The 15,035-nt window shown below is 42.7% G+C and carries 16 protein-coding genes; 1 reads left to right on the top strand and 15 read right to left on the bottom strand.

Annotated elements, in window-relative coordinates; all coding sequences use genetic code 11:
- Position 1: 1 nt before the first annotated feature.
- From RM544_RS01240 to RM544_RS01225, 4 genes are all read right to left on the bottom strand, one after another.
- Positions 2-1,111 (bottom strand): efflux RND transporter periplasmic adaptor subunit, encoded by a 1,110-nt coding sequence (locus RM544_RS01240; protein ID WP_311359963.1) that lies wholly within the window; start codon positions 1,109-1,111, stop codon positions 2-4.
- Between the two features lie 382 nt (positions 1,112-1,493).
- Positions 1,494-1,625, bottom strand: coding sequence for a hypothetical protein (locus RM544_RS01235; RefSeq protein WP_311359962.1), 132 nt, complete (start codon positions 1,623-1,625; stop codon positions 1,494-1,496).
- Positions 1,626-1,861: 236 nt separating this feature from the next.
- Positions 1,862-2,419, bottom strand: a complete 558-nt coding sequence (locus RM544_RS01230) for a LemA family protein (RefSeq protein WP_311359961.1) — start codon at positions 2,417-2,419, stop codon at positions 1,862-1,864.
- 17 nt (positions 2,420-2,436) lie between these two features.
- Positions 2,437-3,408 carry a hypothetical protein gene (locus tag RM544_RS01225; RefSeq protein ID WP_311359960.1) on the bottom strand — a complete coding sequence of 324 codons (972 nt, stop codon included), beginning with the start codon at positions 3,406-3,408 and terminating at the stop codon, positions 2,437-2,439.
- A 316-nt stretch (positions 3,409-3,724) separates the two neighbouring features.
- Here RM544_RS01225 and RM544_RS01220 point away from each other — a divergent pair, with 316 nt between their 5' ends.
- Positions 3,725-4,330: a Yip1 family protein gene (locus tag RM544_RS01220; RefSeq protein WP_311359959.1), complete on the top strand. Its 606-nt coding sequence runs from the start codon at positions 3,725-3,727 to the stop codon at positions 4,328-4,330.
- 105 nt (positions 4,331-4,435) lie between these two features.
- Here RM544_RS01220 and purF read toward each other — a convergent pair whose 3' ends face one another.
- From purF to RM544_RS01165, 11 genes are all read right to left on the bottom strand, one after another.
- Positions 4,436-5,959 carry an amidophosphoribosyltransferase gene (purF, locus tag RM544_RS01215; protein ID WP_311359958.1) on the bottom strand — a complete coding sequence of 508 codons (1,524 nt, stop codon included), beginning with the start codon at positions 5,957-5,959 and terminating at the stop codon, positions 4,436-4,438.
- Between the two features lie 12 nt (positions 5,960-5,971).
- On the bottom strand, positions 5,972-6,463 hold the full coding sequence (locus tag RM544_RS01210; protein ID WP_311359957.1) for a CvpA family protein: 492 nt from the start codon (positions 6,461-6,463) through the stop codon (positions 5,972-5,974).
- A gap of 197 nt (positions 6,464-6,660) precedes the next feature.
- Positions 6,661-7,434, bottom strand: coding sequence for an SPOR domain-containing protein (locus RM544_RS01205; RefSeq protein ID WP_311359956.1), 774 nt, complete (start codon positions 7,432-7,434; stop codon positions 6,661-6,663).
- 86 nt (positions 7,435-7,520) lie between these two features.
- Positions 7,521-8,834: a bifunctional tetrahydrofolate synthase/dihydrofolate synthase gene (gene folC, locus RM544_RS01200; protein WP_311359955.1), complete on the bottom strand. Its 1,314-nt coding sequence runs from the start codon at positions 8,832-8,834 to the stop codon at positions 7,521-7,523.
- A 20-nt stretch (positions 8,835-8,854) separates the two neighbouring features.
- Positions 8,855-9,709: an acetyl-CoA carboxylase, carboxyltransferase subunit beta gene (gene accD / locus RM544_RS01195; protein WP_311359954.1), complete on the bottom strand. Its 855-nt coding sequence runs from the start codon at positions 9,707-9,709 to the stop codon at positions 8,855-8,857.
- A gap of 170 nt (positions 9,710-9,879) precedes the next feature.
- The gene (truA, locus tag RM544_RS01190) at positions 9,880-10,659 is read right to left on the bottom strand and encodes a tRNA pseudouridine(38-40) synthase TruA (RefSeq protein ID WP_311359953.1); all 780 of its coding nucleotides are present in this window, start codon (positions 10,657-10,659) and stop codon (positions 9,880-9,882) included.
- A gap of 32 nt (positions 10,660-10,691) precedes the next feature.
- The gene (rluB, locus tag RM544_RS01185; protein WP_311359952.1) at positions 10,692-11,591 is read right to left on the bottom strand and encodes a 23S rRNA pseudouridine(2605) synthase RluB; all 900 of its coding nucleotides are present in this window, start codon (positions 11,589-11,591) and stop codon (positions 10,692-10,694) included.
- A 47-nt stretch (positions 11,592-11,638) separates the two neighbouring features.
- Positions 11,639-12,295 carry an SMC-Scp complex subunit ScpB gene (gene scpB, locus RM544_RS01180; protein WP_311359951.1) on the bottom strand — a complete coding sequence of 219 codons (657 nt, stop codon included), beginning with the start codon at positions 12,293-12,295 and terminating at the stop codon, positions 11,639-11,641.
- Positions 12,279-13,142: a segregation and condensation protein A gene (locus RM544_RS01175; protein WP_311359950.1), complete on the bottom strand. Its 864-nt coding sequence runs from the start codon at positions 13,140-13,142 to the stop codon at positions 12,279-12,281. The genes scpB and RM544_RS01175 overlap by 17 nt, the downstream gene beginning before the upstream one ends.
- A gap of 42 nt (positions 13,143-13,184) precedes the next feature.
- Complete coding sequence (locus tag RM544_RS01170; protein ID WP_311359949.1) at positions 13,185-13,805, bottom strand: L-threonylcarbamoyladenylate synthase; 621 nt, start codon at positions 13,803-13,805, stop codon at positions 13,185-13,187.
- A gap of 103 nt (positions 13,806-13,908) precedes the next feature.
- The gene (locus tag RM544_RS01165; RefSeq protein ID WP_311360705.1) at positions 13,909-14,751 is read right to left on the bottom strand and encodes a PHP domain-containing protein; all 843 of its coding nucleotides are present in this window, start codon (positions 14,749-14,751) and stop codon (positions 13,909-13,911) included.
- Positions 14,752-15,035: the final 284 nt, after the last annotated feature.

Below are 15,035 nucleotides of genomic sequence, written 5' to 3'. Positions count from 1 at the left end.
ATTAACCGTTTACGATTTCAACAGTAGCGTTGTCTTTCAGGTTTTGATGGCCTGTTATCACTACCTTTTCAGTACCCATCAAACCATCAATCACTTCAACCAAATTACCTTCTTGATAACCGATTTTGACTGCTACCTTTTTCGCCATACCTTGGTCATCAACAACAAACACATTCACTTTGTCATCTATCGCTAGCATCGCTTTACGAGGGATTAGTGTAGTATTGTCACGGGTGTCATAATTCAATTTTACTTGAGTGAACATGCCAGACTTTAATTGGTTTTCATCGTTTGGTACTCGAAGTGTGACCTTAAATGTGCCGGTTTTAGAATCGATAACGGGGCTAATACGCTCAACGAAAGCATTGACGGGTTTGTCACTCAATGCAGTCACAATTAGGCCTGCTTTTTGGTCTTTATGTACTTTGGAGAGTTCTTTTTCTGGCAAATACACAATGCCATATAGCTCTTTTTGCTGAACGATGTGAAACATTCTTTCACGTTGGAAGGATTCGGTTAAGTTTCCTACCTTCGCGTTTCTTTCAGCTATATAACCACTGATAGGTGCCACAATGGTCGCTTCTTTCAAATCAAGCTCAGCTAGCGCCAAGGTGGCTTTTGCAGATTCATACTGTGCGGTGATCTTATCGTAGGTATCATCACTCACCAGTTTTTGATTATAGACTTTATTGATTTTAGCTAACTCTTTTTCAATTCCTTGCATGTCGGCTTCAGCGCGCTTTAGGGCTAACTCGTAGCGAGTTGGTTCTAGCTTCGCAAGCACTTGGCCTTTTTCAACATAATCACCTTCTTCGACCATGATTTCTTCAATGATGCCTGACGCTCGCCCAACAACAAAAGCTTCTTCTTTCGCTTCTAGTACCGCTGTTGTTTGATAATTTGAAGAGATACTTCCAACAGCAACCGAGTCGACTTCTACCGGAATTGGGATGATTTTTTCTTCAACAACATCACCAGCTTGCTCAGAATCTTTGTTTGCTGCAGCTTGTCCGCAAGCGCTTAAAGAGACAGTGAGTGCCAGAATAGAACTACATAGGAGTAATTGAAGTGAAGAGCTTTTGTTTGCTTGATCATCATGAGAGTAAGTCATGGGTTTCCCTTATTGAGTCTGTGCTATCAAATTAAAAATGAATGTCACATCGCAATTGTTTAAATATTTATAGCTTGCGATGCGTGTTATCTATTAGTCGCGAGAAAAGCGCGAATCGTTGAAAACAAGTTTGCACCGACTGTGCCATTAATAATTAATCAATATTTTCAATAACTTAAGAATAATCGATTCCATTGATTGGTGAATAAAGCGATTAGAATTGGTGAGTTTTGCTAAATGTTGGCTAGAAAGTTTGTGGTTTGTGTTACAAACGGGGCGAATCTAAATATCCTGTTACAAACAAGTTACCCGTTCTGGCGATATCGAAGTCGCTTCCACTGCCGTCTCGGCACACAAGGTCATTGCAGAACACATCGCCACCTCAGCACACACCGTCATCTCCGCACACATCGTCATCTCCGCACACACCGTCATCTCCGCACACACCGTCATCTCCGCACACACCGTCATCTCCGCGAAGGCGGAGATCCCCTCTATATTCTCGAATATGCAAAAATAAAGTAGGTTCCCGCCTTCGCGGGAATGACTATGGATTTCGGAATGACAGTGGCGCGCGGGCATGGGTTCCCGCCTTCGCGGGAATGACTATGGAGCCGGGAATGGCTACGGAGCCGGGAATGGCTACGGAGCCGGGAGTGCCTATGGAGCCCGGAATGACTATGGGGCGCGGGAATGACTATGGGGCGCGGTGATGACTATGGGGCGCGGTGATGACTAAGGCGACAGCGATTAAAAGTTTGGTTTATAGTCGTAGTCTTCTACTGTTCCTGATTGATGAAAATTCTCTAATGGTTCTTTTTTAGCGAAAGTCGAGTTAACTAAATTATATGGCACCATCTGAATCGAGTTATTAAAGTGTTCTACCGCTCTGTTATATATAGTGAGTGCAGCTGCAACATTGTCGTTCTTATCGCTGATTTCACTCATCAGCTCTTTAACTAGTTCTTTAGCACCTAATTCGGGATAGTTTTCAGCAGTCGCTTTGAAACTAGAAAACAAGGCATTTGATTTTGCCTCAACAGTACTAAGCGCTTGTACGTCAATATCATCTTTATCTAACTGGGAAATTGACTCTCTCAGCGCGGTGACTTTTTCAATAAAGTCACTCTCAAACTCTTTAAAGTCATTTGCCACCTCGGTGAGTTGAGGAATTAAGTCCTGTTTTAATTTTTCATAGGTAATGACGTCTGACCAAGCGCGTTTTGCTCGATTCAAATTGCTAATTATTGTGTTGTATAGAACAACAACAACAATGATTAAGCTGCCGATAATAATAGAAGTGATCATGATTTATCCTTGATGCGCTATTTGTTCTGGTTAATAAACTGCACTAATTCTTTAGTAAGCTCAAGTATTGGTATTGATGCTGGCTTATCAATCCCCTCTAGGTAACGTGTTGTTTCTTGCAATTTCGGCTTTCGTACTTCACTCGGAAACACCTGTTTTGGCAGCTCAATACATGCCACTGAATCACCGGTTACATCAAGTGACTTTACAAAGTTAAACTTGTCAGTGAATTCAAGCACGACCTTAGGTTCGAAAAACTTTGCAGCATGCATTTCAGTTAACGCCCTCACCTTGAATAACTTGTTAAAAGCACGGCTAGCGGAATCCCAGCGAGCTTGAAATCGTTTTGTATTTAAACTCAAATAATTAAAATCTGTAAACTGCACAAGCACACCGTATTTGTATTTTGTGGTTTTACTTTCAGTTGTTCGTGTTGTGCCATTACTATCGGTGCTAGTTGAAGTGCTAACATCAACATACTTAAATTCAAACAGAGTAAACGGGGTAGTATCGACACCACCTAAATACCGTTTAGTGATACTTTGCCCTTCATCCCCACATTTGAACAATGGAAAAAGCGCTTTTAACTGTCGCCAATATTCTTTGCCGTTATACTCGTAGTCTCTAACAATGCCTGCTTGAATTGCTACCGCCCTTACATACAAAAGATCGCCTGCTTTTTTAACGGTACTATATCTCATCCAAATGACAGCTATTGCGCCAATCGCACTCACACCGGCTGCGACTCTCAGCCACATGCGGTCCTCGTAAGTGAGATCCATTTGAGACCAGTATGACAATATGGCCATAAGTCCAGCAAAGGCGAGTGCCATTATGGCAAAAGTGTGATTGAACTGGTATTTCTGTTGTTTACTGAATGAGGTAATTGCTTCAGTTGCTTTGTCTATATCAGCTGGCGTTTTTGCCGTTATTGCTCTGGCTCTCAACTCAGCCAGGTGTTCCTTTAATGCTTTATTTCTCGATTTCACTCAGGTCTTGCCTTAGATATTTTTTACATACCAATACTATACTGCATTCTACTCATAGCTTGGGTGAATAAGTTTAAAAATCTAAATCACTGATTTGAATTTGACCAAATAGGAGGCTTACACCAAACTCTTGTTAAAGTTATGTTAATAATTTATATTACCTGTAACTTTTTCATAACACTTACAATTCCTGAAAAATAAAAACTAAGAATTGGGTGTCTAAAAAAGAATACTTGATGGCGCTATTATTCGGTGGGACTGCGCTGCCAAGGTCAAATGGAAATTTAATAACAACCTTGTTGTAGTAGGAGTCACAATGATATTGAATCATTTATGGGGAATTTATACTCATCCGAAAGAAGAATGGCAAACCATTGATAAACGCCATGAGTCTTATTTTTACGCGCTTAGTCACATTATGGTTATTGCACTGATACCAGCAGGCATGGCGTATTTCGCTTCTGCGCATTTAGGCTGGGATATTGGCGCAGGTCCAACCGCTGATACCATTAAATTAACGCAGTCTAGTGCCATGCAAATGGCAGTAGCTATGTACTTTGGCCTTGTTATTGGTGTAATCGCCCTTGCAGTGCTCATTCACGAGTTAGCCAAGTCGTTTGATGCTCATCCTAATTATACACAGTCATTAGAGCTTGCCGCTTACACTGCAACGCCCTTATTCATGACTGGATTCAGTGCGTTTTACCCTGAATTGTGGTTTATTATGTCGGTTGGCCTAGTTGGCTTATCGTATTCAGTTTACCTCTTATACTCTGGCGTACCAATTATGCTGCACATTCCAGAAGACAAAGGCTTTATCTATAGTAGTTCAGTGGTCACCTGCGGTTTAGTGCTGTTAGTTATTTTAATGGCATCGTCGGTCATACTATGGAGTGTTGGCATCGGTCCGCAATATATGTAGCAACAAAGTCTTTATCAAACACAAAAAAGCCCGCTAAATGCGGGCTTTTTTATGTCTGAGAAGAACCTTGCTTACTAGATAACATAATCACGCTAAGCTCTTGGACTAGGCGTTACGACCCATATTATGCATTTCTAAGTTACTTAACTCTTCTTGCACAACTGGCGCTGACTTCGCTTTTTCACTTCTCGCTTTGTCAATGCTCTCAAGGTACGCCTGGTCAACATCACCTGTAATGTAATTACCAGTAAATACAGAGGTTTCAAAGGCAGTTAAGTTATTATTCTCTTCTCTCACTGCTTCGACTAAGTCCTCAATATCTTGAAAAATCAGGCCATCAGCTTTAATACAGTCAGCAATCTGTTCTATTTCACGACCATAAGCGATCAACTCATTTGCTGATGGCATATCAATTCCGTATACATTCGGGAACCTAATCTCAGGCGCCGCAGATGCAAAGTAAACCTTGTTGGCACCAGACTCTCTAGCCATTTCTATAATTTGTTCTGATGTTGTACCTCGTACGATTGAATCATCTACTAGAAGTACATTTTTACCTTTGAACTCAGAGGAAATCGCATTTAATTTGCGACGTACTGACTTTCTGCGTTGTGTTTGACCCGGCATAATAAAGGTGCGACCGATATAGCGGTTTTTCACGAAGCCTTGGCGATACGGTTTTTCCAATGTATTTGCAATTTGTAATGCAACATCCATTGATGTCTCTGGGATAGGAATAACCACATCTATGTCTAAATCTGACCATTCACGAGCGATTTTCTCACCCAGTTTACGTCCCATATTAACGCGTGAAGCATAAACACTAATACCATCGATGAATGAATCCGGACGAGCAAAGTAGACAAATTCAAAGATACAAGGAGTGCAGCTCGGTTTAGACGCGCATTGCTTTGTGAATAACTCACCTGCTTCATTCACATAAACGGCTTCGCCTGGTGCAACATCTCTGACGAAATGGAAACCAACAGCGTCTAACGCGACGCTCTCAGACGCTACCATGTATTCGTCACCATGTTCTGTCTGGCGTTTACCCAGCACCAAAGGACGTATGCCGTGGGGGTCACGAAAGGCTACCATACCGTTGCCGATAATAGCCGCAACTACAGCGTAGGCTCCCCTAATTTTACTATGAACAGTTTCTACCGCAGCAAATATTTCTTCAGGATGTACTTCAAAACTGGCCGCGTTTTGCAAAGCATGTGCGAAGATATTCAATAACAGTTCTGAATCCGAAGTGGTATTAATGTGGCGACGAGAAATGCGAAAAACTTCGTCTTGTAATTCATGTGCATTGGTCAAGTTACCGTTATGAGCGAATGATATACCAAAAGGTGAATTAACATAAAAAGGCTGAGCTTCTGCCGAGCTTGATGAACCCGCGGTAGGATATCGACAATGCCCTATGCCAACATTTCCGGTTAAACGCTTCATGTGGCGAGTTCTAAACACATCACGAACTAAGCCGTTTTCTTTGCGTAAGTGGAACATCCCGTCATCGATGGTCATGATCCCGGCGGCGTCTTGTCCACGGTGCTGAAGCACAATTAATGCGTCATACAAATCTTGATTTACCGGACCTTTTGCTACTATCCCGACAATACCACACATACCAAAACCCTTTTATTCGGTTGGAGAGAGAAAACTTGAACTCTCTTTCACATATTCAAAAAACCATTCGATGATCACTGAAAACTCAGGAACCAAGATTGACTGCTTCCACCACTCGCTATCCGCCAATGGGGTAAAAGTATCCATGAAGAAAAGTAATGCGCTGACAATAAGCACACCTCTAATTGCACCAAATACGGCGCCAAGCGCTCTGTCTGTACCACTTAAACCAGTTGCTTTCACCAATTGTGAGAACACGTAGTTGACCAGAGCACCGACAATCAATGTCGATATAAATAAAATGGCTATTGCTACACCGTTACGAAACATCTCGTCAGAGATACCGGTAAGAAATTTTGCTAGTTGGGGATAAAGCTGACTAGAAACAATAAAGGCAGAAAACCAGACGACCAAGGAAACAGCTTCTTTCATAAAGCCGCGTATCACGCTGATGACAGCGGAAAAAGCAATAATACCTAGAACGGTAAAATCAAACCAATTCATGATGTCAGAACCGCTTCGCAAGTTTGGTGCGAGATAGTATTAAAATTTGTCATAAACCTTGGGGTTAACATGCAATGAGAAACATGCTTTTTCGGGCTTCTTAATTTGCCGCGCATTCTACCAGAAGGCAGGAAACTGTCCAATCTTTAAATCGACAAATTACGTCTAAACGCTATTTGGCTTACCCCATTTATGCCTTAGTTTGCATTCACATCAAATGGGGTTACTTTACCCGTTAAACCCGTTGTGGCTTTTAGGTGAGGTAGCGCCTTGTCGAGCTTGTCTCGTTCTATCTCTGGCCCAACAAACACTTTAGTCAAACGGCCTGCACTGGTTTGCACCTTTCGTGTAAAAACGCGATACCCGGCTTTTTCAAGTTTTCGAATAAGGTCATTTACATTTTTTAAGTTGCCAAAACTACCCAGTTGCACAACCCATCCTTGGTCTTTTAATTTTTCAGCTGAGGTGTCTTTCTGAAGAGTTTGAGTTGCTAATGAATTGTCTTGATTTGGCGTCGATGGTTTACCTTCATCAGCAGTCACGTTTTTGTTGTCAGTCTCAGCTGACGCCTGCCCTTTTTGCTCATTTGAAGCCTCATTCGCAGCCGCTTGCATATTCTTCGCTAAGGTTTTTGCCAACTCATTCGCTTGCTCGTCACTTTTTTCACTCGCATTATCAGCAGTCTGGGCATTAGCAGTATTGCCATCTGAGGTTTCATCCGCCTTTTCGAGTAAATCATCAGCAGCAACATCATCGACAATGACCACCTCTCTTCGAGTGGCATTTGCCACCTGCTCTGCAGGGAACGTTTCTGGTTCAGTGGCGGATAAATTAGAGGTCGAACGCGGAAAATCGACAAACGTTTCATTGTTCGTTTGTTTTTTTCCATCCAAATAATCTGGCAGAAAAATGACCGTTACGGCAACCAAAATAATGGTACCTACTAACCTATTCTGTAAGGCATTTGACACTACAGCGTCCTCTAATTTTGCAATTTATTAATGATGACAAAGGCGATCTGCGTTATTGTACAACTATTTCTCAAGCCTTTGATATATTATGCCTTAGCATGGCGCGCTAGAACAGCCGCAACTGTTAAAAAAGACCCCATAACCAATATCAAATCATCAACTTGAGCATTATCGAGCGCTTTCAAGTAGGCAGTTTCTACGTCTGGAAAAGACATTAGCCTCTCAACATCAAGCTGACCGGTAATATCGTTATCTTGCACCGCTTGACATAAACGCTCGGCTTTCTCTCCTCTGCTCGTCGGCAATGTCGCGCAATACCAATGCATGTCCATCTCGCCAAACGCCGACAAACTCACTTCAATATTTTTATCTTTCAGCATACCGACTACGATATGACAGGTACGAAATGAATAAGTTCGTAGTAAGGAGCTCAACTGCATTGCACTGTCTTCATTGTGCGCAACATCCAGTATGACAGGACATTCACCTTTGCATTCATCACGATGACGCAAGACATGATGACGCCCCATTACCGAAATAGAGTCGATAATTGACTGTAGTTCTTCACTGGGTAGCAAGAAGCTATGTTCATGCTTAAGTAAGGAAGCTAAAAGGTTTATCGCCGCTAGCGCGGTTGCAACGTTCTGCTTTGGAATGCTGGCACTTTCTACCGAAAACGATTGATTGTCCACTGTCACTTCTGCGCGTTCAGGAGAGTAAAAGAAGTCTTTTCCGACTAGTTTCAAAGGAGTGCCAATTTGTGCAGCATACTCTAACAGGGATTGTTGCGCCAAAGGCTCCCCCACAATAGCGGTTTTTCCAGAGCGGAAAATCCCGGCTTTTTCAAGAGCAATTTTTTCTTTGGTATCGCCTAGCCAATCTTGATGATCAAGCCCAATACTGGTAATCACAGCCACGTCAGAATCAATGACATTAGTGGCATCCAAGCGACCACCAAGGCCGACTTCTAGAATAACGACATCCACTTTTTGGAGGCTAAAGGCCTTGAGAGCGGCCAACGTCGCATATTCGAAATAGGTTAAAGGAAGTGTTTTTTCCGAGATTGATCTCGCTTGGTTAATTTGATGAAAAATAGAACACAAAGCGTCTTCATCAATATTTTTACCGTTTATCCGAATTCGTTCGCAATAACTTAGTAGGTGCGGTGAACTGTAAACCCCAACACTGAAACCCGCAGCTAAGCAGATTTTTTCGATTAAAGCGCAAGTCGTACCCTTGCCATTTGTACCGCCCACGGTCAGTACTTTTTGCTGCCTAAAATCCACCTGCAGACGCTCTACCATCTCTGCAGTACGAGACAAGCCCATATCAATTTCCTTGGTATGGGCTTGTTCTATATAGGCTAACCAGTCGTTTAGACTTGTCTGTTCATTCAACATGAAACCCTACGAATAGTTGGTTATACGGCTTCTTGAGGTCGGTGCAACTTCGATAGTACGGAGTACAACTTATCTCGCATTTGGCGACGATCAACAATCATATCAATTGCCCCTTTTTCAACTAAAAATTCGCTACGTTGAAAACCAGGAGGTAGCGTTTCACGGACAGTTTGTTCGATAACTCTTGGGCCAGCGAAACCGATCAAAGCTTTTGGTTCAGCCACATTGATATCACCTAACATGGCAAGACTTGCTGATACACCGCCCATAGTAGGGTCAGTAAGTACAGAAATATAAGGCAGACCTTTTTTACTCATTTTTGCCAAAGCAGCACTCGTTTTAGCCATTTGCATTAACGACAATAAGGCTTCTTGCATACGAGCTCCACCACTGGTCGAAAAGCAAATAAGTGGCGTGTTGTTTTGCAAACAAGAGTTAACCGCAGCAACAAACTTCGCACCCACTACGGATGCCATTGAACCGCCCATAAAGGCAAATTCAAAACAAGCAACTACGACAGGCATTCCGTTTAGCTTACCCTTCATCACTACCAGCGCATCTTTTTCGTTAGTACTTTTTTGTGCTGCTGTAATGCGGTCTTTATACTTTTTACTATCTTTGAATTTCAATACATCTTGCGGCTCTAAATCTGCGGCTATTTCTTCTCTATCCGCCGCATCTAAAAAGGCATTGATTCGCGCTCTTGAAGTGATGCGCATGTGATGATCACATTTAGGACACACTTCCTGAAGCTTTTCTAATTCGGTCTTATAGAGAACTGCGTTACAAGAACCACACTTCGTCCAAATACCTTCTGGCACATTACTTTTAGTTGAAGACTGCGTGCGGGGAAGTATTTTCTCAATCCAACTCATGAAACATTCCTATGTTTATTCTGTTAGGCTTTTTCGCCAGTTCGTTCAGTATAGTCAATTTATACAGACTACGCTGCTAACTTTGGGATGCATTAAATCACAGATCCCTTGGATGACGAAAGTAAAACTGGTCTAAGAAGTTAGCTTTGCGTTAGTAATACTGTGCAATTTTATAAAAATATAGGCCCAAAAGGGCTTTTTGGAATAGCAAATTGTGCGGGGTAACACACGTCTACTAGGTACAAACCATTTGGCCTAGCTGTTACGCCGGCAAGGGTTCTATCCTTGGCTTCTAACGTAGCCTTCATCCACGCTACCGGCTCTTCACCCGTACCTACTTTTATTAACGAACCGACAATATTGCGGACCATATGATGTAAGAAAGCATTGGCAGCAACTTCCACAACAATGTAATCGTCTTTTCGCGTCACACTTATTTCGCTCATATTTCGGTTGGCTGTATTTGCTTGGCAGCTAACGGCACGAAAAGAAGTGAAATCATGCTCTCCCACCAGACACTGCGCAGCTTCATGCATGCGCTCATGATCCAGCGGATAATAAACATGGGTAATGCCACCATGCAGAATAGCAGGCCGCAAAGGATGATTATAGATAATGTACCGATAACGCCTGGAGGTCGCTGAGAAACGCGCGTGAAACTCTTCACTTGTGTCCACCGCCCACTTCACACCAATATTGTGCGGCAAATGAGTATTTACGCCTCTCGTCCATGCCTTTGTTGGCCTTTTTGCATTGGTATCAAAGTGCACCACTTGATAAGTTGCATGCACTCCCGCGTCGGTCCGACCAGCACATACTACAGCAATGGGTTCTAGGGCAATTTTCGCTAAGGCTTTTTCAAGCTCTTCTTGTACACTAATATCAGCTTGTTGACGTTGCCAGCCATGGTAGGCGCTTCCGTCATATTCAATGCCTAACGCTATTCGCATCTTGTATTAATTAACCTATATTCTTATTTTTACTATCGTTTGGGGCGAGTACTCGCCACATTACGTCGACTTTGACCGGCTTTATTAAGCTTGTGCTTTTTAACAGAGCGACGCATGCGACTGATACGAGCATGATCAAGTTTGTCATCATCTGTTTTGAGGTTTGTTTCGGTTTCTTTCGGCAGCTGCACCATTTTACGAAGCTGATTAACTTTTTCTAAATCGAGCTCTATCCAAGCCCCTTGAGGCAAACGCTTTTGTAATTCAAGGTTACCGTAGCGCACTCGGATTAGGCGACTAACCTGCACACCTTGTGATTCCCATAAACGTCTGACTTCTCGGTTTCGACCTTCAGATAAGGTCACGTTAAACCATTGATTCAAACTTTCATCATCTGTTGGGCGCACATGAATATGTGTAAATTTAGCAACACCATCTTCAAGTTCAACACCCTTTTGCAATGTGCGTAACATAGCTGGCGCGACCTCACCGAATACGCGAACAGCATATTCGCGCTCAATTTCGTGTCTGGGGTGCATCAAACGATTTGCTAATTCACCATCGTTGGTAAATAGAAGTAAGCCACTCGTATTGATGTCAAGTCGGCCTACCGCAATCCATCTATCGGATTGAATATTGGGAAGACGATCGAAGACGGTTGCTCTGCCTTCGGGATCATTGCGAGAACACAATTCGCCCTCTGGTTTATTGTACATAAGCACACGGCAAGGAGACTTTTCTTTGCTGCGCGAGAGCAGATGCCCGTCTACACGCAATTGGTCATCACCGCCAACACGGTCTCCCAACTTCGCAACAGTACCATTGACGGAAATCCTTCCCTCTTCTATCCAGCGTTCCATTTCACGTCGAGAGCCCACGCCATTGTTGGCAAGGACTTTTTGTAGCTTTTCTGTTTCTTGACTATCAGTCATTTTCTATTCACTTTATTGGTTACTGCTTGATCTAGCGCATTCATGCACTAGTGTAGTTGTTCGTTGTTTGGCGCATCGTTCGCCTGTTCTGCTGTCGTATTGATGCCCGTGCTATCGTCACTTAGCGCGTTCGGGGCATCTGTGTCAGCCGCATCCATTGCCATCTGCAAGTTTTCTTCAAACATTTGGGCAGAAGGCAAATCTGCTAGACTAGATAATGAAAAGTAGTCCAAAAATGTTTTAGTTGTTGCCAGTAAAGCCGGCCTGCCTGGCACTTCCTTATGACCGATTACCTTAACCCAGTTTCGCTCAGTTAAGGACTTGACGATGTTACTACTGACAGAAACACCGCGAATTTCTTCTATTTCACCACGTGTAATTGGCTGGCGATAAGCAATTAGCGCCAGGGTTTCTAACATTGCTCGACTATATCGAGGGGCGTTTTCTTGCCATAACTTTGACAACAATACGCCTAAACTTTCATCTGATTGAAAGCGATAGCCGGAGGCAACCTGCACTAAGCGAATACCCCGAGATGCGTAATCAAGCTCTAACTCTTTTAGTGCTTTCTTTAACTGCTGAGTACTCACACTAAAATCACTTAAAAACGTGGACTTCATCATATCGATACTCAAGGGAGCATCAGCAACGAATATACCAGCTTCAACCAACTGCTTTAATTGAACATCATTGATCTTCTGCATACTCAATTTCACCTAATTTCACATGAATACTGGTAAAAGCACCTTCTTGAGAGCAGATAATCAAGCCACTTTTGACTAATTCCAAGATCGCGATAAAGGTCACTACCACACCGCCTTTACCTTGTTTAGAGTCAAGTAAGCTCGACATCTCAGTGTATTTATCATTACTTAGCAATTGTAACAGATGCGACATGCGCTCACGAGTTGATAATACTTCTTTTTCAATTTGATGGTGTTCGAATGCCTCAGCACGTTGCATAGCACCTTGAAACGCGAATGCAATCTCTTGCAAAGTTACTTTCGGCAAGTGTTTGATTGGTTGAACATTTTCACTAGTTTGAGCCTTTGCGATAAAGTTATCTCGGTCAATTCTAGGCGCGGCATCAAGTTCTTCTGCGGCTTTCTTAATTTGCTCATACTCTTTCAATCGCCGGATTAACTCAGCACGAGGATCTTCTTCATCTTCTGTCGCATCTTCTCGCTTAGGCAGTAATAATCTCGATTTAATTTCTGCCAACATTGCCGCCATGAGTAAATACTCTCCCGCTAGCTCTAGCTTCAAATCAGTCATCACTTCCACATATTTCATATACTGCTGGGTGATTTGCAACACGGGAAGTTCAACGATATCGAATTTTTGTCGACGAATGAGATACAAGAGAAGATCGAGTGGTCCTTCAAAACTGTCTAAGATAACTTCTAAGGCGTCAGGCGGAATATATAAATCTTCGGGCTTATCAATCATTGCCTCGCCGTTTACAAACGCCAAAGCTAAAGGTTGTTGCTCCTTTATCTGCGCTATTGGCCTCGGCTCATTGTCATGCAGTGACTTGTCATCTTCGCTCATACTCTATGTCAATCTTCGCTATTCATGCGTGGTTTAAAGCATTTATTCAAATGGACTTGGGTCGCCACTACCAACCCTGATCACGTCCGTATCGCCTTCAGACATATCGATAACTGTGGTGGGCTCTTCACCTAAATATCCGCCGTGAATGATTAAACCTACCAACTTTTCAAGTTTATCCCGAATTTCCTCTGGGTCGGTTTCGGCCATGGTTTCATTGGGTAAAATCAAGGTAGTCGACATCAGTGGTTCACCTAACTCTTCAAGCAAGGCAAGCGCGATAGGGTTGTCGGGTACACGAATACCAATCGTTTTCCGTTTCGGGTTTTGTAAGCGTTTCGGCACTTCTTTTGTGGCCTTTAAGATAAAAGTGTAAGGGCCAGGAGTATTGTTTTTAATTTGCCTAAATGCGGCATTATCAACGCGAGAGTAAACGGAAAGCTCTGACATATCTCTGCACATCAAGGTAAAGTTGTGGTCTTTGCCGATGTCACGAATGCGACAAATTTGCTCGAGTGCTTTTTTGTTTTCCATCTGGCAACCTATGGCATAGCCAGAATCAGTTGGATATACGATAACCTCGCCCGAATTAATGATCTCACAAGCCTGCTTGATTAATCGAGCCTGAGGGTTATCGGGATGAATATAGAAAAATTGACTCATGCTAAACTCTCCGTAGCAATCTGCATAGAAATCTTCGTAGCAACGCTACCGTGTAATATTTTGCCACTATTGAGCGTAAACCGAAGTTACTAATGTGGCTTGCTTAAGCACTGATCATACTCCAATCGTGCCAAACCGGCACTATACTATCTGGAATTTCTAATCGACGGCCCAGTTCAGTGAATCGTGATGGAAAATGGAAGTCTGAACCAGCAGAAGCAAGTAAGTTGTTATCTTTTAGTATTTCTTGAAGTAAACGCTTTTTATCTGCAGCCATGTTTGGATGCGTAATTTCCATTGCGTCACCACCATGCTGACTAAACTCATTAACTAGGCGACGAAGCCATTTGCTCGTCATATCGTAATGAGAAGGATGCGCTAAAACAGCGCTACCACCAGCATCATGGATCCATTGAATCGCCTCTTTTACGCTTATCCATTTGGGTGTAACGTGAGCTCGTTTGTTTTTACCTAAAAACTTTGTAAAAGCTTGCTGCGCGTGTGTCACAACGCCTCTTTGCACTAAAGCTTTGGCGATATGATTGCGCGATATTTGAGCGCCATCGGCATAAGCTAAAGCCAGATCGTAGATCCCCTCATGACCACACTTGTGGAGTTTTTCACAGATGCGCACTGCGCGTCGGTCACGTTCTTCAAGCTGCTGACTCAGACGTTCCAAGAAAATAGGATCATGATTGTCCACATTTAAACCCACTATGTGAATATCAAAACCATGCCACGAAGTCGATAATTCAACACCAGAGATTATCTGCATTCGCATATTTTCAGCTTGCACATAGTCTTTTGCTGTTTGTATTCCCGCCACAGTATCGTGATCAGTGATGGCTAACACATCAACTTGCATTTGTTGCGCTCGTTGAACCAATTGAATTGGTGATAAAGCCCCGTCAGAGCAATTTGTGTGACTATGTAAATCTATTTTCAACACTTTTTCTTCTTAATTATAACAACTAAAACAAGTAAGATACTTGACACAGAGAGCGATTTGTTTTCTTCTATGCAGTATATACAAAAACACGCAGTGAAGATATGGATGCGCATTCATTACGATGCAAACCCGCAACAGTAGCAAGTGTTTATCAGTTTGGTGTTTTAGTCCCAGGCAAAAAAGAAATAGTGAGAAAACATAAAATGAATACAGTGATTTTGAACATAACAACAAACCCTGCAAGCACTCTTGCACGCGTTTGGTGGTGGCACACGCTCAAC

Source organism: Brumicola blandensis (genome assembly GCF_031846165.1).
Taxonomy (GTDB): Bacteria; Pseudomonadota; Gammaproteobacteria; order Enterobacterales; family Alteromonadaceae; genus Glaciecola; species Glaciecola blandensis.
This window is presented reverse-complemented; position numbering and strand designations above follow the sequence as displayed.

What these genes read in the sequence shown, in the direction of transcription:
- RM544_RS01230 (WP_311359961.1), bottom strand. Translation starts at nt 2,419, where the DNA reads ATGATCACTTCTATTATTATCGGCAGCTTAATCATTGTTGTTGTTGTT.
- RM544_RS01220 (WP_311359959.1), top strand. Translation starts at nt 3,725, where the DNA reads ATGATATTGAATCATTTATGGGGAATTTATACTCATCCGAAAGAAGAA.
- RM544_RS01210 (WP_311359957.1), bottom strand. Translation starts at nt 6,463, where the DNA reads ATGAATTGGTTTGATTTTACCGTTCTAGGTATTATTGCTTTTTCCGCT.
- scpB (WP_311359951.1), bottom strand. Translation starts at nt 12,295, where the DNA reads ATGCAGAAGATCAATGATGTTCAATTAAAGCAGTTGGTTGAAGCTGGT.
- RM544_RS01240 (WP_311359963.1), bottom strand. Translation starts at nt 1,111, where the DNA reads ATGACTTACTCTCATGATGATCAAGCAAACAAAAGCTCTTCACTTCAA.
- truA (WP_311359953.1), bottom strand. Translation starts at nt 10,659, where the DNA reads ATGCGAATAGCGTTAGGCATTGAATATGACGGAAGCGCCTACCATGGC.
- accD (WP_311359954.1), bottom strand. Translation starts at nt 9,709, where the DNA reads ATGAGTTGGATTGAGAAAATACTTCCCCGCACGCAGTCTTCAACTAAA.
- purF (WP_311359958.1), bottom strand. Translation starts at nt 5,959, where the DNA reads ATGTGTGGTATTGTCGGGATAGTAGCAAAAGGTCCGGTAAATCAAGAT.
- RM544_RS01175 (WP_311359950.1), bottom strand. Translation starts at nt 13,142, where the DNA reads ATGAGCGAAGATGACAAGTCACTGCATGACAATGAGCCGAGGCCAATA.
- folC (WP_311359955.1), bottom strand. Translation starts at nt 8,834, where the DNA reads ATGTTGAATGAACAGACAAGTCTAAACGACTGGTTAGCCTATATAGAA.
- rluB (WP_311359952.1), bottom strand. Translation starts at nt 11,591, where the DNA reads ATGACTGATAGTCAAGAAACAGAAAAGCTACAAAAAGTCCTTGCCAAC.
- RM544_RS01170 (WP_311359949.1), bottom strand. Translation starts at nt 13,805, where the DNA reads ATGAGTCAATTTTTCTATATTCATCCCGATAACCCTCAGGCTCGATTA.